This window comes from Campylobacter lari subsp. lari (assembly GCF_013372185.1).
GTDB classification, from domain to species: Bacteria; Campylobacterota; Campylobacteria; order Campylobacterales; family Campylobacteraceae; genus Campylobacter_D; species Campylobacter_D lari.
This window is the reverse complement of sequence record NZ_CP053830.1, coordinates 1,079,468-1,101,362: the sequence shown is the minus strand read 5'-3', so window position 1 is coordinate 1,101,362 and position 21,895 is coordinate 1,079,468. Positions and strand designations below refer to the sequence as shown.

Here is a 21,895-nt window from a genome sequence, read left to right as displayed (position 1 = left end):
TTTGAAAAAAATTCATTTTATAGGTATAGGTGGTATAGGAATTTCAGCTTTGGCTAGATTTTTAAAAGAACAAGGCTATGAAATTAGCGGTTCTGATATAAAAGAAAGCAAAATCACAAAAGAATTAGAAAAAGAAGGAATCAACATAAAAATTCCACATCATAAAGATAATGTTAAAAATGTGGATTTAGTGGTGTATTCAGCAGCTATTAAAGAAGATAACGAAGAATTATTAAGCGCAAAAGAACAAAACATTTCTACTCTTTCAAGAAAAGAAGCCTTGCCTATGATTTTAAAAGATAAAAGAGTTTTTGCAGTTGCAGGAGCTCATGGAAAAAGCACCACTTCAAGCATTTTAGCAAGTTTGATAGAAGCTTCTGTTATCATTGGTGCGGTTTTAAAAGAAAGTGGAACTAATATGCTTTATAAAGAAAGTGAAAATCTTATCTTTGAAGCTGATGAGAGTGATAGTTCTTTTTTAAATTCAAATCCTTATTTAGCTATAGTTACTAATGTTGAAGCTGAGCATTTAGATCATTATGGAAACGATCTTGCAAAATTACACAAAGCTTATGAGGATTTTTTAAATTTATCTAAAATTCAAGTAATCAATACTCAAGATGAATTTTTGGCAAGTTTAAATTTAAATAATGCCAAAAAGCTTTATCCTGATAAAGATATAAAAAATATTTGCATGAGTGTAGAAAATTTCAAACCAAAGATAAATTTTGAATTAAAAAATTATGGAAAATTTAGTGTTTGTGGTATGGGAGAGCATGTAGCACTTGATGCATCTTTGGCTATTTTGGCTGCTAGTGAATTTTTAAATATAGAACAAATTAGAGCAAATTTACAAAACTATCAAGGTATTAAAAAAAGATTTGATATTTTATTTGCTAATGAAAATATGGCTTTAATTGATGATTATGGTCATCATCCAACAGAAATTAAAACCACATTAAAAGCAGCTAGTGAGTATGCAAAATTAGCTGGATATAAAAAAATCACAGCGATTTTTGAGCCACATCGTTATACGCGCTTGAGTGCAAATATAGAGTATTTTGCTAAGGTATTTTCTTGCGTTGATGATTTATATATTTTACCTGTATATGCAGCAGGGGAAGCAAAGATAGATATAAACATGCAAAAATATTTTCCAAAAGCTAAATTTATACAAGATATTAAGCGAGAGCAAAATGCTATTTATCTTGATGATATTTTGATAAATGATGGTTTGGTGATTGGTTTTGGTGCAGGGGATATTAGCGCAAAACTTCGAGGAATATATGTTTAAATTTTTTTTATACATTTTAGCTTTTTTTGCATTGATACTTTTTTTCGCATTTTTGCGTAAGATAATAGGAAAAGCTAGCAATTATCTTTTTATTTTAGTTGTAATTTTAGCTATAGTTTTTATTGTTAAATTTGAATTAAGCAGCATGAAAGATAATGCTTTGAAAAATGATATGCTTAATGCATTTTTACAAGGGCAAATTTTAATTTGCAAAGATATTAATGTGAGTAAAGAATTTTTTAACTTTGAATATGGAACTCAAAGTTTTATTTCAAATGGCAAAAATAAAAATTTTAAAGCTTTTGTTTTTGATATTAAAGAATGTAAAATGGCAAAATAATGCAAAATTTTTTAAAAAAATTAGATCTTGATGTTTATGTGACAGAATTTAAAGAATTGTTTGCTAGAGATAAAGAGATATTTTTACAAGGTGATAGCAAACTTCATTTTAAAAGACTTAATGAACTTTCTTTGATAGAATTTAACCCACCTCCTGTGATAAAAGATTTAAACTCTAGCTTAATGCACCTTAACAAACAAGGGATTTTACACTTAGAGCAAAGTTTTGAATTTATTAAAATTTGTATGTATTTTAAGTATTTAAAGAGCTTAAAATTTGAAGAAAGCTTAAAAGAATGGCTTTTGAAAATAGAAATTCCACAAGCTATTTTAGAACTTTTTGAATATTTTGATGAAAAGGGCGAGATAAAAGAAAGCATAGATGAAAGACTTGTGAATTTAAACTTAGCATTAAAAATGAAAAAAGAAAGTTTAATAGCTGAGTTTAAAAAACTAACTTATACAAAAAATCTTAGTCCATATTTAATAGATACGCAAATTCATCTTATAAATGGCATGGAAGCTTTGCTTTTAAGAGGTGGTTTTAACCATGCTTTAAAAGCAAAAATCATAGGTAGAAGCAGTGGCGGTGGATTTTATGTGGTGCCTTTGAGTGTGGAAAAAATTCAAAGTCAAATTGATGAGATTAAAGATGCCAAAGAAGAAATTTTTTATGAATATGCTAAAAAAATTAGTTTGATTTTTAGTAAAAATTTGATGTTTTTAAAATTTATAAACAATGCTTTTGATTTGTTTGATCATTATAGTACTAGGGTTTTGATGGCTAAAAAGCATGATTATGAGTTTATTTTAACAGATAATTCTAATAATTTAAATTTATATGATTTTGCTCATCCTGCATTAAAAAATGCAAAAAGTGTAAATATAGAATTTAACAAAAAAGTTTTGATCATCACAGGGGTTAATGCAGGTGGAAAATCTATGCTTTTAAAAGGAATTTTAAGCGCTGCTTTACTTGCCAAATACTTACTTCCTATGAAAATTAACGCACAAAAAAGTCAAATCGGGCATTTTAAAGAATTTGATGTGATTTTAGAAGATCCGCAAAATGTAAAAAATGATATTTCTACTTTTGCAGGAAGAATGTTGCATTTTTCTAAACTTTTAGGTAAAAAACATTTATTGTTGGGTATAGATGAGATAGAGCTTGGGACAGATTTTGAAGAAGCTGCGTGTTTATATAATGAATTAATCATAAAACTTTTAGAACAAGATAATAAAATCATCATCACAACTCACCACAAACGACTTGCTATGCTTTTGGCTAAAAATTCACAAGTAGAACTCATCGCTGCTTTGTATGATGAAGAATTATCTTGTCCAAAATATGAATTTTTAAAAGGAACCATAGGTAAATCTTATGCTTTTGAAACGGCTTTAAGATATGGCATAAGTGCAAATTTAGTGCAAAATGCCAAAAAAATTTATGGAGAAGATAAAGAAAATTTAGAAGAAATGGTAAGTAAAAATATCAATCTTGAGCTTTCTTTACGCAAAAAAAATGAAGAGCTTGAAAAAAAAGAAGCAAAGGTAGATGAAATTTTACTTTCACTTAAAGATCAAAAAGAAAAAAATGAACAAGAATTTAAAACAATCATTTCTAATTTGGAATTTAAATATCACAAAGCCATAGAAGAGGCTAAAAAAACTATAAATTTAAAAGATATTAAAGAAAAACAAAGAAGTTTAAATAAAGCCAATGAGCTTAAAAAAAGCATTGTTTTACCAAGTATGAAGCAAAATGATGAGCTTAGAGTGGGGGATTTTGTAAAATATGAAAAAATCAAAGGCAAAATCACTGCTATTTCAAAAAATGATGCGATGATTCAAAGCGATGGACTTAGCTTGCGTGTGCCATTAAAATTGCTTAAAAAAACCAATCACACACATACCCAAAAAACAAAATCAAGCATAAGCATTACAAGGCCAAATACTTTAAGTATGACTTTGGATTTGCATGGTTTAAGAAGTGATGAAGCACTTGATAGACTTGATAAATTTATATCAGATGCTCTAATAGCTGGTTTTGATGAGGTTAAAGTTTATCATGGTATAGGCACAGGAAAGCTTGCTTTTGCGGTGAAAGAATTTTTAAAAGCTCACAAAAGTGTAAAAAGCTTTAATGATGCTCCTTATAATCAAGGTGGATTTGGAGCTAAGATTGTAAAACTTTAAGGAAAAAAATGAAGCAAGTGATGATTTTAAGTGGAGCAGGGCTTAGTGCGCCAAGTGGTATAAAAACTTTTAGAGCTAGTGGTGGGCTTTGGGAAGAACATGATGTGATGGAAGTTTGCTCTGCAACTGGTTTTAGAAAAAATCCTAAAAAAGTTTTAGAATTTTATAATAAAAGAAGAAAAGAATTAGCTAGTGTTAAACCAAATCACGCACATAAAATCATCGCTTTATTAAAACAAAAATTTCCAAAACAAATTAGCATTTTAACTCAAAATGTAGATGATTTATTAGAGCGCGCAGGATGTGAAGATGTGGTGCATTTGCATGGCTTTTTACCTGAACTTAGATGTTTAGAGTGTGAAAATATTTTTAATATAGCTTATGATAGTAGTGATGATAAAATTTGTCCAAAATGTCAAAGTAAAAATGTAAGACATAATATCGTTATGTTTGAAGAAATGGCGCCAAATTATAAAATTTTATATGAGAAATTACAAAATTGTGATTTGTTTGTATGCATAGGAACAAGCGGGCAGGTTTTGCCTGTGGGAGAATATGCAAGAGTATGTAAAGAAAGTATATTAAACAATTTTGATGAGGATAAATATTTAGAAAGTAATTTTACTAAAGTTTATATAGAAGATGTAATAAGTGCTATTGATAAAATAAAAATTGATATAGAAAAATTTTTGGAAGAAAAATGTTAGAAGTAATTTTACAAGGTATTATTTTAGGTATGGGGGTTGCTGTACCTTTTGGTCCTGTGAATATTTTGATCTTAAACACTGCTTTATCTTCTTTTAAAAATGCTTTTTTTATAGGACTTGGGGCATTAAGCGCTGATATACTTTTTTTGATTTTGATTAATCTTGGGCTTTTAAGTTTTGCAAATAATGAATTTTTTTATAAAATACTAGCAGTTTTTGGCTTTTTCTTTTTGAGTTTTATGGTGTTTTTAATGCTAAGAAAAACAAGAAAAGTCGATCTTAACAAGGTAAATAAAACTCATCCTTTAAAAGGTTTTAGTAAAGGATTTTTCTTAAATGTTACAAATCCTTATGTTATAGGATTTTGGGTGAGTGTAGCAGGGCTTAGCATGCAGAGTAAAAACTCTTTTGCTTTACTTTTTGGTTTGGTGGGTTTTATTGTGTTTTGGATTTTTACTTTATCGTTTTTTGTGTCTAAATTTAAAGCCCTTGTGAAAGATAAACATATATTTTACATCAACCTTTTTTCAGCATTTATTTTAGAGTATTTTGCTCTTTCTATGCTGTATAAAGCTTTTATAGGATAAAACATGCAAGTAGTTGAAATTTTTAAAGAATTATGTAAGTTTAAATCAATAACACCAGATGATGATGGGGCATTAAATTATATCGCAGTGGAACTTAGCGAGTTTGAGGCGTTTTTTATAGAAAAAGAAGGTGTGAAAAATCTTTTGCTTACTAAAAAATTTAGTGATGATGGGGAACATTTGGCTTTTGGTGGGCATGTGGATGTGGTGCCTGCGGGAGAGGGTTGGAGCAATGATCCTTTTGAGCCTTTAGATAAAGATGGGTTTATCTACGCAAGAGGCGCACAAGATATGAAAAGTGGTGTGGCTGCTTTTATGTGTGCGGTTAAAGAAGTAGAAAATTTTAAAGGAAGAATTTCACTGATTTTAACAAGTGATGAAGAAGGTGAGGCTAAATTTGGCACATTAGAAGTGCTTAAATTTATGAAAGAAAAAGATATATTGCCTGATTTTGCTGTGGTTGCTGAGCCAACTTGTGATAAAAAATTTGGAGATAGCATTAAAGTAGGGCGTCGTGGCTCTATCAATGCAAAATTACTTATAAAAGGTAAGCAAGGTCATGTGGCATACCCGCAAAAATGCATTAATCCTGTGCATAATTTTGCTTCGGCTTTGAAATTTTTAGCAGGATTTGATCTTGATCCAGGTGATGAGGCTTTTGCACCATCTAAAATTGTTATTACTGATATACGCGGTGGTATGGAAGTGTGCAATGTAACCCCAAATGATTTAAAATTGATGTTTAATGTGAGAAATTCTCCACAAACTAGTTTAGAAGATGTAAAAGCTTATGTAGAAAAGACTTGTGAAGGGCTTGATTATGAATTAAGCATAAATCAAAGCTCAAAGCCTTTTTTAACACAAAGTGATTCTAAAATCGTACAAAAGTTAAACGAGAGCGTACAAAAAATCACCCAAGTAGTGCCAGAGCTTAATACCAAAGGTGGCACTAGCGATGCGAGATATTTTGCTGAGTTTGGTGTGAAGGTAGTAGAATTTGGCGTGTGTAATGATAGAATTCATGCCATTGATGAAAGAGTGAGTATAGAAGAGCTTGAAAAATTGTATTTAGTTTTTAAAGATTTATTAGAGAATTTTAACTAGGATAAAACATAGATGTAATAGGAATTTAGAGTAGCCTCTCATTTAAGAGTACCTTGCAGCTACCGGCAAGTTAGCCCTCTAAACTTCTAAAATTATATCATTAATTTTTTAAAATGGAATTAATAGGAAATAAAATGTCTTTTGAGCTTGATGTAAGTAGCTATGAAAAAATAGAAAAGCTATTTATCAGTTTTAAATTAAAATGTGATTTTAAATTTAGAATGATAAAAGGGATCAGTGTTTTGCATTTTGGATATTTGTGGGGAGCTTGCAAAGAAGCACAAAAGATTTTAGAAAAAAATCAAAAATGCGAAGATTTGTTTGAGCTAATTATGAAAATTTATTCTAAAAGATGCAAAAACCATCAAGCAAATTTTTTACTTTTACAATGTTATGAAAATGCTCTAAGAAGTACTTTAGCAGTAAAAATAGCAAATTTGTATAATAAATTAGATGATGATTGGTTTAAGTCTAGTGAAGAAGTTTCTAATCCCGCTTTAAAAAATCTTTTAAAAAAAGTTAAAAAGAGATGTCAAAAAATAGATGAATATAATAGTACTTGGCAAATTTTTGATGATTTTTGTCTGATTGATTTAGAAGAAATATTGATAGAACATTGGAGTGAATTTGCTTATATATTTAAAGATAAAAAAATATATAAAAATCAAGTCTTACCAAGTTTTGGCACTAAAGAACATCTTAAGACAAAACTAAGTCAAATAAGAAAAGCTAGAAACGAAACCTACCATAATAAACCTACAAAAATAAAATTTAAAAAAGATTTGGAAATTTTACTTTTGAGACTTGGTTATAATTTAGAAAATGCTATTGATATTGGAGAGATAAAAGAAGCTATTGTTTTAAGATTTAATTATAATAGTGCAAGCGAGTAAGTATTTTTAAGTAAAATAAATAAAGGTTTTTAAATGATTATCAATGGACAAAAGCTTGAGTTAAAAGAGCTTAAATTCATGGACTATGTTCGAGAAAAACAATTAAAAATAAAATTTATTGCCCTAGAATTAAACGGAGAAATTATCCCAAGGGATCAATTTGAAGATTTAATCTTAAAAGAAAATGATAAAGTAGAGATTGTTACTTTTGTAGGTGGTGGTTGATGAAAATTAAATTTAATGGAAGTGTGATAGATACGCATTTTAAAAATACTTTGGATTTTTTTCAAAGTGTGAGTAAAAATGAAAATGATGTATGGATAGTCAATGGTTTTGCAACAAAAGATAATTTGGAACTAAAAGAAAATGATGAGCTTTTTTGTATAGAAAAAAATACTTTACCACCATATGAAGCTCTTGATGCGATGATGAGGGCAAGACATACTCCAAAGCTTCATGATAAACTTAAAAAGGCAAGTGTGGCAGTGTGTGGGCTTGGTGGGCTTGGCTCGCATATAGCTATAAATTTAGCAAGAAGTGGAGTTGGTAGGCTTCATTTGATTGATTTTGATGTGGTGGAGCCAAGCAATCTTAACCGCCAAGCTTATATGGTGGAAGATTTGGGTAAATTTAAGGCTGAAGCTTTAAAAGATCAAATTGCTAAAATTAATCCTTTTATAGAGGTATTTGCGCAAGTTTTAAAAATAGAAAAAGAAAATATAACTAATCTTTTTACTAATGATGATATAGTTTGCGAAGCTTTTGATAATGCAAAATATAAAGCTCTTTTAGCGCAAAATTTTCACCAACACTATCCTCAAAAAACATTAATTTGCGCTTCTGGTTTAGCAGGATATGGCGATAGCAACAGCATACAAACAAAAAAAATTGCAAAAAACTTTTATGTTTGTGGTGATTTAAAAAACGAGGCAAAAGTAGGTAATGGACTTATGGCTCCGCGTGTAAATATTTGCGCAGGACATCAAGCAAATTTAGTTTTAGAACTTTTAGCGAGTGAGTAATGGAAAAATTAAAAATAGGAAAATATGAGTTTAATTCTAGGTTTATTTTAGGTTCTGGGAAATTTTCTTTTGAGCTTATAAAATCAGCCATTGAAGAAGCAAAAGTTGAGATTATCACCTTAGCTTTGCGCAGGGTCAATGATAAAGGCATAGAAAATATACTTGATTTTATCCCAAAGCATATCAAGCTTTTGCCAAATACTTCAGGCGCAAGAAATGCTAATGAGGCATTGCGTATAGCAAGACTTGCAAGAGAGCTTGGTTGTGGAGATATGATTAAGGTTGAAGTAATTAGCGATAGTAAATATTTATTACCCGATAATTATGAAAGTATAAAAGCAGTAGAGCTTTTAGCAAATGAGGGTTTTACACCTTTGGTTTATATGTATCCTGATTTATATGCAGCGCGTGCTATGGCAAGTGCGGGAGCTGGGGCTATAATGCCTCTTGGGGCGCCTATAGGAAGCAATAAAGGCTTAAAAACTAAAGAATTTATACAAATTTTACTTAATGAAATTAGTTTACCTATTATAGTAGATGCAGGTATAGGAAATCCAGCACAAGCTTGTGAAGCCATGCAAATGGGAGTAAGCGCAGTGATGGCAAATACTGCTATAGCTCAAGCTAAAGATGTAGCAAAAATGGCAAAGGCTTTTGCTTTGGCTGTAGATGCAGGACATAATGCGTATTTAGCAGGCATAGCAAATGAAAGCATGCCAAGTGCAAGCTCGCCTTTGAGTGGTTTTTTAAGAGATTAAAATGCAAAAATATCCTCATATGCAAAGCATTGAAAGTGAAATTTTAACTAAGGCTTTAAAAGAAGTTGAAGAATTTGATGAAAGTAAATTTAGCGCTTTTGATGTAAAGCAAGCTTTAGTTAAAGATTATCTTAACTTAGATGATTTAAAAGCCTTGCTTTCAAGTGCAGCAGAAGATTTCATAGAAGATTTGGCACAAAAATCAAGCTATGTTACTCGAAGACACTTTGGAAATTCCATCTCTCTTTTTACGCCTTTATATCTTTCTAATTTTTGCAATAGTAAATGTACTTATTGTGGATTTCAAAAAGGAAATAATATTAAAAGAGCTAAGCTAAATGAGGCCGAAATTCACAAAGAAATGCAAGAGATTAAAAAAAGTGGTTTAGAAGAAATTTTGCTTCTAACAGGCGAAGGTAGGGAGTATGCTAGCGTAGAATACCTTGCTAAAGCTTGTGAGATAGCAAAAGAGTATTTTAAAGTTGTGGGGATTGAAGTTTATCCTATGAATATAGATGAGTATGCATTGCTTCATGAAAAGGGTTGTGAGTATGTAAGTGTTTATCAAGAAACTTATAATCAAAAAACTTATTCTAAAATTCATATCGAAGGTGAAAAAAGTGTATTTGAGTATCGCTTTTATGCACAAGAAAGGGCTTTGAAAGCAGGTATGAGAGGAGTGGCTTTTGGAGCTTTACTTGGCGTGGATGATTTTAGAAAAGATGCTTTTGCTACGGCTTTACACGCGTATTTTTTACAGCAAAAATACCCTCATGCTGAAATAGCTTTATCTATCCCTAGACTAAGACCTATTATCAATAATAAAAAAATTCATCCAAAAGATGTAAGTGAAACAAGACTTTTGCAAGTTTTGTGTGCTTATAGATTGTTTTTACCTTTTGCAAGTATTACGATTTCTACGCGTGAAAGAGCAGGATTTAGAGACGGAGTTATTAAACTAGGAGCTACTAAAATGAGTGCTGGAGTGAGTGTGGGGGTGGGTGAGCATCAAGGTGATAAAAAAGGTGATGATCAGTTTCAAATTAGTGATATGCGTAGTGTTGATGAGGTTTTGACTATGCTGAAAAATGCAAATTTACAAGCTGTAATGAGCGATAGTATTTATGTGGGATAAAAAAATCATTGCTATTAGTGATAGTCAAAATACTCAAGGAGATTTTTTAAATTTTATTGAAAAACTAAGCCAAAGTAGTATTGATGCTTTGGTGCTTAGAGAAAAACATTTAGATGAATTAGAATATGCTAAATTAGCCAAAGAAGTATTAAAAATTTTCAATAAAACTCAAAAAATTTGCTTTTTACATTATCATTATGAAGTTTGTTTAAAATTAAATCATCATTTTTTTCATGCTCCTTTATTTATTTTACAAAATTACCCACAAAGCTATAAAAAATTTGAGCTTTTAGGCACTTCCATTCATTCTAAAGAAGAATTAGATTTAGCTTATGAGCTTAAAGTAAATCATGCTTTTTTTGGGCATGTATTTGAAAGCTCTTGTAAGGCTAATTTAACTCCAAAAGGCATCAAGAATTTAAAAGATTTGTTAAAAGTTTCAAAAATACCCATTTATGCCATAGGTGGGATAAATATCCAAACTATAAATCACTTAAAAAAATTAAATTTAGCAGGCGTATGTATAAGAGAAGCTTTGTATAAAAATAACGATTTAAATGAATATATTTTAAGTTGCAAGATGTATTTGTAAATCTTTTTAGTCCAAGAAGGACTAAAAAGATTAAAGCCAAAACAAATAAGCTATGATAGCAATACTTACAGAGCAGAAAATATTTAGTATAATTCCAACTTTAACCATTTCTTGTTGTTTTATATGGCCTGTGCCAAAAACTATAGCATTTGGCGGTGTAGCAACTGGTAGCATGAAAGCACAAGAAGCACCTATAGCAATAATTAAAGCAAGCCCTAAAGCGGGAACTCCCAAAGTTTCTGCGATAGAAATAAACAAAGGCACTAAAAGAGCAGCCGAAGCTGTGTTAGAGGTAAATTCTGTTAAAAATACTATGAAGAATGCTACAATCAATCCTATGACAAATAAATGTCCATTTTCTATAAATGAAATGATTGTGTCAGCCATTACTTTACTGGCGCCAGAATCTTTTAATACAACACTTAGAGTAATACCTCCACCAAAGAGCATCAAAACACCCCAATCAGTATTTTTTTGTATACTCTTCCAATCAATCACTTTAAAAGCACATACTAAAATTGCTGCAAGTAAAGCAATGATTGCATCAAGATTTGCTATTTTATGTCCAAAAATTCCTGTAATAATAGGCCCTAGTTTACCACTAAAAATCCAAGCTAAAGCAACTATTAAAAATATAATTAAAGTGATGATTCTAGCTCTTGTAAATTCTATATGATCTGTTTGAAAATCAATTCTCATGTTAAATTTAGGCCTAAAAACAAAAAATAAAATTAAAATCATAGCTGGCAAAAATACTAACATAATTGGAATTCCATATTGTAGCCATTGAGCAAAACTTATGTTTAATTGGGTTGCTACTATAGCATTTGGCGGGGTTCCAACTATGGTTCCTATACCACCTATACTTGCACTAAAAGCTATACCTAAAAGTACAAAAACAAAGGTATTTCTGTCGTTTTTTTCATCTAATGAAGCTAGCATACCAATGGCAAGCGGAAGCATCATGGCTGCTGTTGCGGTATTACTCATCCACATGGATAAAAAAGCAGTAGTGATAAAAATATATAAACTTGACAACCCTAAATGCCCCTTAGCTAAAGAAAGAATTTTATAAGCTATCATTTTGTCAAGTTTTTGATGATGCATCGCAGCAGCTAGCGCAAATCCTCCAAAGAATAAAAAGATATTTGAATCAGCAAAACTGCTTAATGCCTTTGATGTGGGTAGTAAACCTAAGATCGCAGCTAACACTGGAACCAAAATAGCGGTAATGGTAACATGTAGTGCTTCACTAAGCCAAAGTATGGCAACGAAAATAAGTAAAGATAAGCCTTGATTTACTTTTGTTTCACCAAAGGGTGAGAAATAAAGCAAAGCGATAAATAACACTAAATCAGCAATGACTATGAGTGTTTTTGTGTTCGAACTCATTTAGTAACTCCTTTAAAATATTGTAGTTTTGTAACATATTCTAAATGAATTTTCTTTTAAATATTAATTTTTATATAATTTTTTTTACAAAATTATTTTTGTGTGAAAAAAAGTAATTTTTAGCAAAATTCATTTGTTTTTGGTATAATTTTTGCTGATTAAAAATCATCTTAATCAAAAAGATGATTGCTTTTAAGGAAAGATAATGTTTAAAAAAATATTCGTATGTATTTTAACTTTGTTTTTTGGTGCTTGTGCTATAAACCCTAAAAATCAAGGTATAGCTAAGGTTAATGAAGTTATAAAAATTCAAGCAGAGTGTTACAATCCTTCTGATTCTAAAGCATATGAAGCAAAAATTAAAGGTCTTGTGTATATTAGTGATGTAGGACTTAAGTATTGCACGAATAAAAGAACAATTGATAAAAGCGCTTCTTTGAAAAAAGTTTATATTCATAGAGTGTATGATTTAAATGAGAATTTGAAATATTCTTCTTCTAATGGAAGTAATTATTATATTAATGAAAATTTTAACTACTATTTTTATGTGTTTTTAAAAGAAGAATTAGAGAATAGAGGTATAGTAGTGGTTGAAAATACACAAGATTCCCCTTATGTTCTAAGAGTAGATTTAAGTTTTAATGATTTTTATTCTAAATTCGATTCTAATTCTTTATTTTCAATTATCGCTAGTCAGTTAACATTAAAAGATATTAACACTAATAAAACTATTAACATTAAAACCAAGCAAGAAGTTAAAGGTTTTTATAATATTAAAGATCTGCCTTTCTTCACTCAGCTCCTTATAAAACAAGTAGCTAATAAATCTGCAGATATTATCAGTTCTTTGTGAGGTGTTTTAGCTGTCATGGATTTTCCTTTGCAAGCTTTTGTCCAGCTTGCAAAGAAGAACTTTTAGAATATTCTTTAGGTATAAGAGAACTTGAGGGTAATTTTAAAGTTTATTATTTTTATCAATATGAACAAATTAAGCATCTGATTTATTTTAAACACAAATTTCAAGGCTATTTTGTTTTAAATGCACTTGCAAAATTAAGCTTTGCCAAATTTAAAGATTTTTTTCAACCCTCTTGTGAAATTAATGCCATAGCCTTAGATGATAAAACATATAAAAATTACTCTCATACTGCTATTTTAACCAAGTATTTAAAAACTCAATTCATAAAACCTATGTATCATACTTTGCAAGCTAATTCAGAATTTAAATATAGTGGGAAAAGTTTGCAATTTCGCAAAGATAATAAAAGATCTTATAAGCTTTTAAAGCGCCCAAAATACCCTGTAATTTTAGTAGATGATGTGGTAACTACGGGATTAAGCTTGCTTGAAGCAAGAGAGCTTTTAGAAAAAAATAATATTAAAGTACTTTTTGCTTTAGTTTTAGCTAATGCAAAAGAATAATTTGCTAAAATATAAAGATTAATTTTAAGGATTTTTATGGAAAATATTTTTACTAAAGATTCAGATATTGAAAATATAGATATAGAAAGTTCTATAAAAAGTAGTTATTTAGATTATTCTATGAGTGTTATTATAGGCCGTGCTTTGCCTGATGCAAGGGATGGACTTAAGCCTGTTCATAGAAGAATTTTATATGCTATGAATGATTTAGGCGTTGGAAGTCGTAGTGCATATAAAAAATCAGCTCGTATAGTAGGGGATGTTATAGGTAAGTATCATCCGCATGGTGATGTTGCTGTATATGATGCTTTGGTTAGAATGGCACAAGATTTTTCTATGCGTTATCCAAGTGTTGATGGACAAGGTAACTTTGGCTCTATTGATGGGGATGGCGCTGCTGCTATGCGTTATACTGAGGCTAGAATGACTATTTTAGCTGAAGAATTGTTGCGTGATATTGATAAAGATACGGTTGATTTTGTACCAAATTATGATGATTCTATGAGTGAGCCTGATGTTTTACCTGCTAGGGTGCCAAATTTATTGCTTAATGGATCAAGTGGTATAGCTGTTGGTATGGCTACAAATATCCCACCGCATAGTTTAAATGAATTAATCGATGGGCTTTTATATTTAATAGACAATAAAGAAAGTTCTTTAGAAGAAATAATGCAGTTTATCAAAGGGCCTGATTTTCCAACTGGTGGGATTATATATGGTAAAAAAGGCATTATAGAAGCTTATCGCACTGGTCGTGGTAGGGTTAAAGTAAGAGCTAAAACCCATATAGAAAAAAGAGCAAATAAAGACATAATAGTCATCGATGAACTTCCTTATCAAACCAATAAAGCAAGATTGATAGAGCAAATTGCTGATTTAGCCAAAGAAAAGCAAATTGAAGGTATTGCTGAAGTTAGAGATGAAAGCGATAGAGAAGGAATTCGTGTAGTAATTGAGCTAAAACGCGATGCTATGAGTGAGATAGTTTTAAATAATTTATTTAAATCAACAACCATGGAAAGTACCTTTGGTGTAATAATGCTTGCCATACATAATAAAGAGCCAAAAGTATTTTCTTTAATAGAACTTTTAAAATTATTTTTAAATCATAGAAAAACTGTGATCATTAGAAGAACTATTTTTGAACTTCAAAAAGCAAGAGCTAGAGCGCATATTTTAGAAGGTTTAAAAATAGCTTTAGATAATATTGATGAAGTTATAGCCTTGATAAAAAATTCTCCAGATAATCCAACAGCTAAAAATTTATTAATGCAAAAATTTGGTCTAAGTGAGCTTCAATCAAACGCGATTTTAGATATGAAACTTGGCCGTTTAACAGGACTTGAAAGAGAAAAAATAGATAATGAATTAAAAGAATTATTAGCTGAAATAGAGAGGCTTGATGAAATTTTAAAAAGCGAAGCTTTGCTTGAAAATTTAATCAAAGATGAGCTAAAAGAAATAAGATCTAAATTTGATGTACCAAGAATTACTCAAATTGAAGATGATTATGATGATATTGATATAGAAGATTTAATACCTAATGAAAATATGGTGGTTACTATCACTCATCGTGGTTATATTAAACGCGTTCCAAGTAAGCAATATGAAAAACAAAAACGCGGTGGCAAAGGTAAGGTTGCAGTTACAACTTATGATGATGATTTTATAGAAAACTTCTTTACAGCAAACACTCATGATACTTTAATGTTTGTAACAGATCGTGGTCAGCTTTATTGGTTAAAAGTTTATAAAATTCCAGAAGGTAGTAGGACTGCTAAAGGAAAAGCTGTGGTAAATCTTATAAATTTGCAAGCTGATGAAAAAATCATGGCAATTATCCCTACAACTGATTTTGATGAGAGTAAATCATTGTGTTTCTTTACTAAAAATGGTATCGTAAAACGCACAAATTTAAGCGAATATCAAAATATAAGAAGTGTTGGTGTAAAAGCTATAAATTTAGATGAAAATGATGAGCTTGTTACTGCGATAATTGTTGCAAGAGATGAAAATGAAATGTCAAATCAAGCATTAGAAGATGAGGAAAATTTAGAAAATGAAGTGCTTGAGAATAACGAAGAGTTAGAAAATGTAGCAGTTGGTAAAATGCTTTTTGCAGTTACTAAAAAAGGTATGTGTATTAAATTCCCACTTGCTAAAGTTAGAGAAATTGGTCGTGTTAGTAGAGGTGTGACTGCTATTAAATTTAAAGAAAAAAATGATGAGCTTGTAGGTGCTGTTGTTATAGAAAATGATGCTCAAGAAATTTTAAGTGTAAGTGCTAAAGGTATAGGTAAGCGTACCGATGCTGGAGAGTATAGACTACAAAGTAGAGGCGGAAAAGGCGTTATTTGTATGAAGCTTAATGCAAAAACAAAAGATTTAATCAGTGTTGTCATAGTGGATGAAAGCATGGATTTAATGGCGCTAACAACTAGCGGTAAGATGATTAGAGTTGACATGCAAAGCATAAGAAAAGCTGGTAGAAATACAAGTGGTGTTATAGTTGTTAATGTGGAAAATGATGAGGTTGTAAGTATTGCTAAGTGTCCTAAAGAAGAAGATGAGGAGTTAGATACTGAAACTAATATAGATTTAAATTTAGAATAGTAAAATTCTGGAATGCTTTTTGCTATCTCAAATAATATCAAATAAATTGAAGGTGTAAAAATGAAAAAAGTTATTTTTATGTTTTGTTTGGCTTTAGGTTTTAGTGCGTGTGCGCTAGATCAAAGAGGTATGAAACCTACTCAAACTCAAGCTACTCAAGCTACGAATTCTGATGTTGTAGTTCAAAAAGTAGATAAAGATGATGTGCGTAATATCATTAGAGAAGAAAAAATGCTTGCAAATGATACAAGTACAGACAATGATCTAACTTTCACAGCAGTAGGTGAGGGCATTGCTCCTTTGAATACAGTTTCTGTTGGCCAAGCTTTGGCTTTAGCTAAAAGAGCAGCGATTACTGATGCTTATAGACAGTTAGCTAGTAAGTTATATGGCGTAAGAGTTAATGGTAAAGATACAGTAAAAGATGCAATGCTTAAAAGTTCAACCATCACAGCACAAGTAAATGGTTTGATTAAAAATGCAAGTGTAGTTGACCAAGACTTTAAAGATGGCCTTTATAGAGTAAATGTAGAACTTAAAATTGATGCTGACAAGTGGAAAGAATTGTTTGCTTATTAATCCTTATAATTTTTAATGCTACTGCCCAAGATGAATTTATATTTTGGGCAGAACTCTCTAATAAAAATTTAATCCTTTTTCATCAAAATGAAACTATTTCTATGGCTATGACCAAGAGTAAAAAAAAGAATTTAGAATACGCTTGTGAGTTAGTTTATACACCAAGTGACTTGAAATCTTTAGTACGTAATGATTTTGGCATGGTAGATGAAGAGAAAATGACAAAGTTAGATAAATTTAACTTTTTAAATACTCATAAAAATGATTTAATTGATTGCTTTTTGAACTCAAAAATAGATGTAAAAGACTTTGTAAAAAGTGAACAAGCAAGTGCGCAAAGTGAAACTTATGTGAGAATTTTACCTTTAAGATTTATAGTTGAATTTCATGATAATAGCGCCTTTGTATATTATCTTAAATGAATACAAAGCTAGCTTTTATAAAAATCAAGTTAAAATACTTAAAAAAATATTAAGAGTAGAAAATGCAAAAAAGTATCTCTCGTTATTTATTATTTAAATATTTGCGTTTTGATAAAGATCAACCCTTTATCATGCTTTCAAAAATTTTAGCTTTTTTAGGTGTGAGCATAGGGCTTTGCGTGCTTTTAGTTGCAATGGCTATTATGAATGGTTTTGATAAGGAATTTGAAAGAAAGCTTTTTACGATGAATTATCCTATCACTATATTACCGCGTTTTGGAGCAAGTGTTGATGATAAAATACTGCAAGAGTTAAGAATCAAATTCCCAAATTTATTATTTAGTCCTTATATTGCTACTCAAGTAATAGCAAGAAATGATTTAAAATTAGAAGGTGGTATGCTTTTTGGGGTTAATTTTGAAGATGAAAAAAAAATTAATGAAGTCATAGCACAAGCTTTAGAAAATAAAAAATTAGACAGTTTTGATATTTTAATTGGCAAGGGTTTAAAAGATGAATTTGGACTTGATTATAATGAAAAAATAACTCTAATTTTTTCTAATCTTAATGCTAGTGGACTTTCGCTTATCCCACAGGTTAAAAGATTTGATGTTAAGGCTGATTTTTCTTCAGGACTATTAGCCTATGATAAAGCTTATATGTATACAGATGTTAAAGCCTTAGCTAAAATTTTATCATATCCCCAAGGAAGTTACGATGGAGTGCATGTGTATTCAAATAAACCTTTTGAAGATATTAAACAAATTGAAGATTTTTTGGGTGCAAGATATGCTAGCATAGGTTGGTGGGAGCAAAATGGGAATTTCTTTGCAGCGCTTGCTTTAGAAAAAAGGGCTTTGTTTATAGTATTAATGTTGATTATTTTAGTTGCAAGTTTAAATATAGTTAGTTCATTACTTATGATAGTAATGAATAGACGCAGTGAAATAGCTTTATTGCTTTCCTTAGGTGCTAGTAAACTAGAGATTAAAAAAACCTTTTTTTCTTTAGGGTTTTTAATAGGTGGAAGTGGCATTATAGCAGGTGTGATTCTTGCAGCTATAGCTTTGTGGGTACTTGGAAATTTTGACATTATTTCTTTGCCAAGTGATGTTTATGGTATGAGTAAATTGCCATTAGAGCTTTCTTTAGTTGATTTTTGCGCTACACTTTTTGGAGCTATTGTGATTGTAAGTTTATCTTCTTATTATCCTGCCAAAAAAGCAACTCAAGTAGATATTTTAGATACTTTAAGAAACGAATAAATTGTAAAAATTTATTCGTTTAAGAATTTTTGAATTTCGTTAAAAAAGTTTTCATAACTAATATCTTTTATAGTTTTAATAAATTTTCCATTTTCATCGATCAGATAAAATTCACCACTATGTGCTATAGAATATCCCATAGCAGAATCTTTGAGATTGATTTTTTCATATATCACACCATAATTTTTAGCAACTTTTTCCAATTCCTTTTCATCTTTGGCAACTAAAGCAGTAGAATTTGGATAAAAATATTTTACCCACTGATTAGTTTGAGTTAGATTGTTATCTCTTGCTGGATCTAGTGAGATAAATACCACATGAGCTTTTTCTTTATTTGGCATTTTTTCTAAAACATTGGCAATTAATGCAAGTTCGCTAGGGCAAACATCAGGACAATAAGTATAGCCAAAATATACAATCAATTTTTTACCGATAAAATCTTTTAAACTAAGTATGCCTTTTTCAGAATTTAAGTGAAAATTATATTTGTTATTTTCAAAATACTGCACTGATATAAAAAACACCCCAAAAATTACCACAATTAATAAAAAAATATTTATTTTTTTCATACTTTACCTTTTTACATCAAAGTCAAAATAAAAATCTAGTGGAGTTTCATCATCAAAAAGTTCTATTCTAAAACGCATCACTTCTAGTGTGCAAGAGCTTAAAACTAATTTAGCATGGTAGGTGTTGTTGATTTTCTTAAATTGTGGAACAATATCTCCCATATACATATTAAGTCCATAAACTCTAGCATTTAATTTTTTAAACTCACCTAAATTAGTGATATTTAAATCAAGTTCATTTAGTGTAGCTATAGGCTTTGGATTTAAATTTATCAAGACTTTTTTATCTTTAAAATTATACTCACACTCTTGGGTGTTTAGATCGCATGTTAAAGGCGTTAGAGTGGTGAGTAATTCTCTTTTTTTTCCAGAATTTGTTGAATTGGTATAAAAATAAGCCCCGCATATAGCAAAAATTATAGCTAGGGCAAAGGCAAGTAGATTTTTCATTATTTTTTAATGCTTCTTGACTTGATATCTTTTAGTTCAATTGTGCTATTATCATCAAAATAAAGTGTTAAATTAGCTTTGGTTTGAGGCGTGATATTCTCTTTAAGATTTAGTATCATGATATGCATGCCACCTGGTTTAAGTTCAGTGCTTGAATTAGCTTTTATAGTAATTTGAGGGATTTGCACCATCATTTTTTTACCATTTTCCATGATATGATCGTGAATTTCAGTTGTATCACTTAATGAGCTTTGAGCTTTTATTAGTTTTATATCTTTATCAGAGTTGTTTTTAAGTTCTAAAAAAATTGCTGTTGTTTTAGAATTTGGCGGAGTTTGTCTAATATAAGGATCATTTATAGCGATTTCATTTGCAATAGCAAAGGTGCTTAATATAGCCAAACTAAGTATTTTTTTCATTATTATTCCTTTATATTTTTTAGTTAATCAATAAACATTATACACGGAAAAAATTAAAAATATATTTATTGTAAAAATATTATAATTATCTCTTTGTTGTTTTAAATTTTAATAGAAAGGTATAAATTGTTTAAAACTATATTGGTATTATTTAGTCTGGTTGTATTTGTAAATGCAAGTGATCTTGCAAAAATTTATTTAAATCAAGGTATTGATGCAGTTGAAAAGGTGTTAGAGCAAGAATTAAGCAAGAAAGATTTTTGGCTTGATGAGATAAAAGATAAAAATGTTAGCCTTGGTTACTATGAAGAAAATGTAGCTATTGTATTGACCAATAAAAGCGATAAAATCATCAGGGTTTATCACTATAATGATGGAAAAGTAGAAAAGAAATTTATTCAAAAAGATGTCTTAACTGGCTTGGCTGGAGATAAAGAAATAGAAGGGGATTTAAAAACTCCTATAGGTTTTTATGAGCTTGGAAAGAAATTTTATCCTGGTGATCCATATTATGGACCATTTGCTTTTGCAACAACTTATCCAAATGTTTTAGATAAAACTTTGGGTAAAACAGGTGGTGGAATTTGGATTCATGGGTACCCTTTAGATGGAACGCGTTTGGATACTTATAAAACTAGAGGTTGCATTGCTGTACAAAATGATTTGCTAGAAGATTTTAATAAATTAGTCGCTGATAGAAAATCATATGCAATGACAGAAGAAAAAAATAAAGTAAGAGCAAACCATGAAGAAGTTGCTATTTTGTTAGCAAATTTATTTGCTTGGAAGGATAGTTGGCAAAAAAGTGATATTAGTAAATACTTATCTTTTTATGATCAAAAAATATTCAAACATAATAATAAATTTTCATATGAGCAGTTTGCAAAAAACAAGCAAAGAATTTTTGCTAAAAAAGAAGAAAAAACTATTAAATTTTCAGATCTTAGCATAAGTCCTTATCCAAATGATAAAAATGAGAAAATTTTCAGAATAGGATTTTATGAAGATTATCGTAGTACTAATTATAAATTCAAAGGAGAAAAAGTTCTTTATGTTAAGCTAGTTGAAGATAAAATGCAAATTTTAGCTGAACAATAATGGCTTATATAAAAATTGATCGCTTAGCTTATGAGTATAATCTTGACCTAATAGCCTCTAAGGCTGGAGTTTATGAAAAAGTAATTTGTGTTTTTAAAGATAATGCTTATGGTCATGGAGCTAAACTTTTAGCTCCTATAGCTAGAGCAAAAGGTATAAATTTTATAGCCGTAAAAAATGAAGTTGAAGCAAAAGAGCTTGAAAATATTTTTGATAATATCCTAATTTTATCTCATCATCCACATGGCAATGAAAGTGAAAAATTTATTTATGCTTTAAATGATAAAAATAATATAAAAAAGCTTAAAAAAAATACAAAAATTCATTTAGTCATAGATACAAATATGCATAGAAATGGAATTTTACCTGAAGAAATTCAAGAAGTGCTGCAAGGGTTAAAAAGTAATAATTTGATACTTCATGGAGTGATGATGCATTTTGCAGGAAGCGATGAAGTAGATGCAAGTTATTTTGTACAAAAACAAAATTTTCAATACGCAAAAAAGATAATTTATAATTTATTACAAGAAGAGGCTAAGAGCTTAGTATTTCATTCTCATAATTCTGAAGCTTTATTTAGAGCAAATACTTTAGAAGATGATGAGTATTGTAGAGTGGGGCTTGTGCAATTTGGTTATGCATATTTTAGTAAAGACTTGCGTAAGGTTTTGAGTTTATGGGCTGAAAAATTAAGCCAAAGAGTGTTAAAAAAAGGTCAAAGTGTTGGTTATGGTGGAATGTATAGTGCAAAAGAAGATATCGAAATAGCAACTTATGATTTAGGTTATGCTGATGGGCTTTTGCGTTATGATGGTAAAAAAGATTTTTTTCTTCCTAATGGTAAAAAAATACTTGGAAAAATGTCTATGGATAGTTTTTCTTGTGAGAATGATGGTGAGGTAATTTGTGTTTTAAATGATGCCAATGTTATGGCTAGTTTTTTTAATACTATTAATTATGAAATTTTAGTAAAACTTTCTCCAAATTTAAAAAGAATTGTAATTTAAGATAAAAAGTACTAATATATCTAAAGAAAGGA

Annotated in this window: 24 protein-coding genes; 20 read left to right on the top strand and 4 right to left on the bottom strand. The window is 29.8% G+C overall.

Annotated elements, in window-relative coordinates:
* The first annotated feature begins 1 nt into the window (after window position 1).
* The 12 genes from murC to CLLT_RS05765 all read left to right on the top strand — a co-directional run bounded on the left by murC (window position 2) and on the right by CLLT_RS05765 (window position 10,627).
* Window positions 2–1,294 (top strand): UDP-N-acetylmuramate--L-alanine ligase, encoded by a 1,293-nt coding sequence (murC, locus tag CLLT_RS05820; protein WP_070256548.1) that lies wholly within the window; start codon window positions 2–4, stop codon window positions 1,292–1,294.
* Window positions 1,287–1,634: a hypothetical protein gene (locus CLLT_RS05815; protein WP_070256550.1), complete on the top strand. Its 348-nt coding sequence runs from the start codon at window positions 1,287–1,289 to the stop codon at window positions 1,632–1,634. The genes murC and CLLT_RS05815 overlap by 8 nt, the downstream gene beginning before the upstream one ends.
* Window positions 1,634–3,829: an endonuclease MutS2 gene (locus tag CLLT_RS05810; RefSeq protein ID WP_070256552.1), complete on the top strand. Its 2,196-nt coding sequence runs from the start codon at window positions 1,634–1,636 to the stop codon at window positions 3,827–3,829. Before CLLT_RS05815 ends, CLLT_RS05810 begins: the two co-directional genes overlap by 1 nt.
* A gap of 8 nt (window positions 3,830–3,837) precedes the next feature.
* On the top strand, window positions 3,838–4,536 hold the full coding sequence (locus CLLT_RS05805) for an SIR2 family NAD-dependent protein deacylase (protein ID WP_074692702.1): 699 nt from the start codon (window positions 3,838–3,840) through the stop codon (window positions 4,534–4,536).
* Window positions 4,530–5,123 (top strand): LysE family transporter, encoded by a 594-nt coding sequence (locus tag CLLT_RS05800; protein ID WP_012661858.1) that lies wholly within the window; start codon window positions 4,530–4,532, stop codon window positions 5,121–5,123. The genes CLLT_RS05805 and CLLT_RS05800 overlap by 7 nt, the downstream gene beginning before the upstream one ends.
* A 3-nt stretch (window positions 5,124–5,126) precedes the next feature.
* Window positions 5,127–6,227 carry a succinyl-diaminopimelate desuccinylase gene (gene dapE / locus CLLT_RS05795; RefSeq protein ID WP_012661857.1) on the top strand — a complete coding sequence of 367 codons (1,101 nt, stop codon included), beginning with the start codon at window positions 5,127–5,129 and terminating at the stop codon, window positions 6,225–6,227.
* Window positions 6,228–6,361: 134 nt separating this feature from the next.
* Window positions 6,362–7,120, top strand: coding sequence for a hypothetical protein (locus CLLT_RS05790; RefSeq protein ID WP_012661856.1), 759 nt, complete (start codon window positions 6,362–6,364; stop codon window positions 7,118–7,120).
* A gap of 33 nt (window positions 7,121–7,153) precedes the next feature.
* On the top strand, window positions 7,154–7,345 hold the full coding sequence (gene thiS / locus CLLT_RS05785) for a sulfur carrier protein ThiS (protein WP_012661855.1): 192 nt from the start codon (window positions 7,154–7,156) through the stop codon (window positions 7,343–7,345).
* Window positions 7,342–8,142 carry a thiamine biosynthesis protein ThiF gene (gene thiF / locus CLLT_RS05780; protein WP_115613995.1) on the top strand — a complete coding sequence of 267 codons (801 nt, stop codon included), beginning with the start codon at window positions 7,342–7,344 and terminating at the stop codon, window positions 8,140–8,142. The genes thiS and thiF overlap by 4 nt, the downstream gene beginning before the upstream one ends.
* Window positions 8,142–8,900 (top strand): thiazole synthase, encoded by a 759-nt coding sequence (locus CLLT_RS05775; RefSeq protein WP_012661853.1) that lies wholly within the window; start codon window positions 8,142–8,144, stop codon window positions 8,898–8,900. The genes thiF and CLLT_RS05775 overlap by 1 nt, the downstream gene beginning before the upstream one ends.
* A 1-nt stretch (window position 8,901) precedes the next feature.
* Entirely contained in the window at window positions 8,902–10,035 is a 1,134-nt protein-coding gene (gene thiH, locus CLLT_RS05770; RefSeq protein ID WP_074692704.1) for a 2-iminoacetate synthase ThiH, read from the top strand.
* Window positions 10,025–10,627 carry a thiamine phosphate synthase gene (locus CLLT_RS05765; RefSeq protein ID WP_074692706.1) on the top strand — a complete coding sequence of 201 codons (603 nt, stop codon included), beginning with the start codon at window positions 10,025–10,027 and terminating at the stop codon, window positions 10,625–10,627. Before thiH ends, CLLT_RS05765 begins: the two co-directional genes overlap by 11 nt.
* A 30-nt stretch (window positions 10,628–10,657) precedes the next feature.
* Here the strand turns inward: CLLT_RS05765 and CLLT_RS05760 are convergent, their stop codons facing one another.
* A complete protein-coding gene (locus CLLT_RS05760) occupies window positions 10,658–12,019 on the bottom strand; it encodes a DASS family sodium-coupled anion symporter (protein ID WP_012661850.1) in 1,362 nt (453 codons plus the stop codon).
* Window positions 12,020–12,224: 205 nt separating this feature from the next.
* Here CLLT_RS05760 and mapA point away from each other — a divergent pair, with 205 nt between their 5' ends.
* The 6 genes from mapA (at window position 12,225) to CLLT_RS05730 (ending at window position 18,320) form a co-directional block, all read left to right on the top strand.
* Window positions 12,225–12,872, top strand: a complete 648-nt coding sequence (gene mapA / locus CLLT_RS05755) for an outer membrane lipoprotein MapA (RefSeq protein WP_012661849.1) — start codon at window positions 12,225–12,227, stop codon at window positions 12,870–12,872.
* Window positions 12,869–13,441, top strand: coding sequence for a ComF family protein (locus CLLT_RS05750; RefSeq protein WP_012661848.1), 573 nt, complete (start codon window positions 12,869–12,871; stop codon window positions 13,439–13,441). Before mapA ends, CLLT_RS05750 begins: the two co-directional genes overlap by 4 nt.
* Window positions 13,442–13,477: 36 nt before the next feature.
* Window positions 13,478–16,054 carry a DNA gyrase subunit A gene (gyrA, locus tag CLLT_RS05745; RefSeq protein WP_012661847.1) on the top strand — a complete coding sequence of 859 codons (2,577 nt, stop codon included), beginning with the start codon at window positions 13,478–13,480 and terminating at the stop codon, window positions 16,052–16,054.
* A gap of 60 nt (window positions 16,055–16,114) precedes the next feature.
* On the top strand, window positions 16,115–16,633 hold the full coding sequence (locus CLLT_RS05740) for an LPP20 family lipoprotein (protein WP_012661846.1): 519 nt from the start codon (window positions 16,115–16,117) through the stop codon (window positions 16,631–16,633).
* Window positions 16,609–17,055, top strand: coding sequence for a hypothetical protein (locus tag CLLT_RS05735; RefSeq protein ID WP_012661845.1), 447 nt, complete (start codon window positions 16,609–16,611; stop codon window positions 17,053–17,055). The genes CLLT_RS05740 and CLLT_RS05735 overlap by 25 nt, the downstream gene beginning before the upstream one ends.
* A 62-nt stretch (window positions 17,056–17,117) precedes the next feature.
* The gene (locus CLLT_RS05730) at window positions 17,118–18,320 is read left to right on the top strand and encodes an ABC transporter permease (RefSeq protein WP_074692972.1); all 1,203 of its coding nucleotides are present in this window, start codon (window positions 17,118–17,120) and stop codon (window positions 18,318–18,320) included.
* A gap of 11 nt (window positions 18,321–18,331) precedes the next feature.
* Here the strand turns inward: CLLT_RS05730 and CLLT_RS05725 are convergent, their stop codons facing one another.
* Genes CLLT_RS05725 through CLLT_RS05715 form a run of 3 tightly spaced genes read right to left on the bottom strand, consistent with a single transcriptional unit; the run spans window position 18,332 to window position 19,758 of the window.
* Window positions 18,332–18,889: an SCO family protein gene (locus tag CLLT_RS05725; protein WP_074692974.1), complete on the bottom strand. Its 558-nt coding sequence runs from the start codon at window positions 18,887–18,889 to the stop codon at window positions 18,332–18,334.
* 3 nt (window positions 18,890–18,892) lie between these two features.
* On the bottom strand, window positions 18,893–19,339 hold the full coding sequence (locus tag CLLT_RS05720) for a hypothetical protein (protein ID WP_074692975.1): 447 nt from the start codon (window positions 19,337–19,339) through the stop codon (window positions 18,893–18,895).
* Window positions 19,339–19,758: a copper chaperone PCu(A)C gene (locus CLLT_RS05715; protein WP_074692977.1), complete on the bottom strand. Its 420-nt coding sequence runs from the start codon at window positions 19,756–19,758 to the stop codon at window positions 19,339–19,341. Before CLLT_RS05715 ends, CLLT_RS05720 begins: the two co-directional genes overlap by 1 nt.
* A gap of 126 nt (window positions 19,759–19,884) precedes the next feature.
* On the opposite strand from CLLT_RS05715, the gene CLLT_RS05710 reads away from it, so the two are divergent.
* Both CLLT_RS05710 and CLLT_RS05705 read left to right on the top strand, forming a co-directional pair.
* Window positions 19,885–20,856: a L,D-transpeptidase family protein gene (locus tag CLLT_RS05710; RefSeq protein WP_012661840.1), complete on the top strand. Its 972-nt coding sequence runs from the start codon at window positions 19,885–19,887 to the stop codon at window positions 20,854–20,856.
* Complete coding sequence (locus CLLT_RS05705; RefSeq protein WP_074692979.1) at window positions 20,856–21,863, top strand: alanine racemase; 1,008 nt, start codon at window positions 20,856–20,858, stop codon at window positions 21,861–21,863. The genes CLLT_RS05710 and CLLT_RS05705 overlap by 1 nt, the downstream gene beginning before the upstream one ends.
* Window positions 21,864–21,895: the final 32 nt, after the last annotated feature.

What these genes read in the sequence shown, in the direction of transcription:
- CLLT_RS05815 (WP_070256550.1), top strand. Translation starts at nt 1,287, where the DNA reads ATGTTTAAATTTTTTTTATACATTTTAGCTTTTTTTGCATTGATACTT.
- CLLT_RS05810 (WP_070256552.1), top strand. Translation starts at nt 1,634, where the DNA reads ATGCAAAATTTTTTAAAAAAATTAGATCTTGATGTTTATGTGACAGAA.
- CLLT_RS05805 (WP_074692702.1), top strand. Translation starts at nt 3,838, where the DNA reads ATGAAGCAAGTGATGATTTTAAGTGGAGCAGGGCTTAGTGCGCCAAGT.
- CLLT_RS05800 (WP_012661858.1), top strand. Translation starts at nt 4,530, where the DNA reads ATGTTAGAAGTAATTTTACAAGGTATTATTTTAGGTATGGGGGTTGCT.
- dapE (WP_012661857.1), top strand. Translation starts at nt 5,127, where the DNA reads ATGCAAGTAGTTGAAATTTTTAAAGAATTATGTAAGTTTAAATCAATA.
- CLLT_RS05790 (WP_012661856.1), top strand. Translation starts at nt 6,362, where the DNA reads ATGTCTTTTGAGCTTGATGTAAGTAGCTATGAAAAAATAGAAAAGCTA.
- thiS (WP_012661855.1), top strand. Translation starts at nt 7,154, where the DNA reads ATGATTATCAATGGACAAAAGCTTGAGTTAAAAGAGCTTAAATTCATG.
- CLLT_RS05775 (WP_012661853.1), top strand. Translation starts at nt 8,142, where the DNA reads ATGGAAAAATTAAAAATAGGAAAATATGAGTTTAATTCTAGGTTTATT.
- thiH (WP_074692704.1), top strand. Translation starts at nt 8,902, where the DNA reads ATGCAAAAATATCCTCATATGCAAAGCATTGAAAGTGAAATTTTAACT.
- CLLT_RS05765 (WP_074692706.1), top strand. Translation starts at nt 10,025, where the DNA reads ATGTGGGATAAAAAAATCATTGCTATTAGTGATAGTCAAAATACTCAA.
- CLLT_RS05760 (WP_012661850.1), bottom strand. Translation starts at nt 12,019, where the DNA reads ATGAGTTCGAACACAAAAACACTCATAGTCATTGCTGATTTAGTGTTA.
- mapA (WP_012661849.1), top strand. Translation starts at nt 12,225, where the DNA reads ATGTTTAAAAAAATATTCGTATGTATTTTAACTTTGTTTTTTGGTGCT.
- gyrA (WP_012661847.1), top strand. Translation starts at nt 13,478, where the DNA reads ATGGAAAATATTTTTACTAAAGATTCAGATATTGAAAATATAGATATA.
- CLLT_RS05740 (WP_012661846.1), top strand. Translation starts at nt 16,115, where the DNA reads ATGAAAAAAGTTATTTTTATGTTTTGTTTGGCTTTAGGTTTTAGTGCG.
- CLLT_RS05730 (WP_074692972.1), top strand. Translation starts at nt 17,118, where the DNA reads ATGCAAAAAAGTATCTCTCGTTATTTATTATTTAAATATTTGCGTTTT.
- CLLT_RS05725 (WP_074692974.1), bottom strand. Translation starts at nt 18,889, where the DNA reads ATGAAAAAAATAAATATTTTTTTATTAATTGTGGTAATTTTTGGGGTG.
- CLLT_RS05720 (WP_074692975.1), bottom strand. Translation starts at nt 19,339, where the DNA reads ATGAAAAATCTACTTGCCTTTGCCCTAGCTATAATTTTTGCTATATGC.
- CLLT_RS05715 (WP_074692977.1), bottom strand. Translation starts at nt 19,758, where the DNA reads ATGAAAAAAATACTTAGTTTGGCTATATTAAGCACCTTTGCTATTGCA.
- CLLT_RS05705 (WP_074692979.1), top strand. Translation starts at nt 20,856, where the DNA reads ATGGCTTATATAAAAATTGATCGCTTAGCTTATGAGTATAATCTTGAC.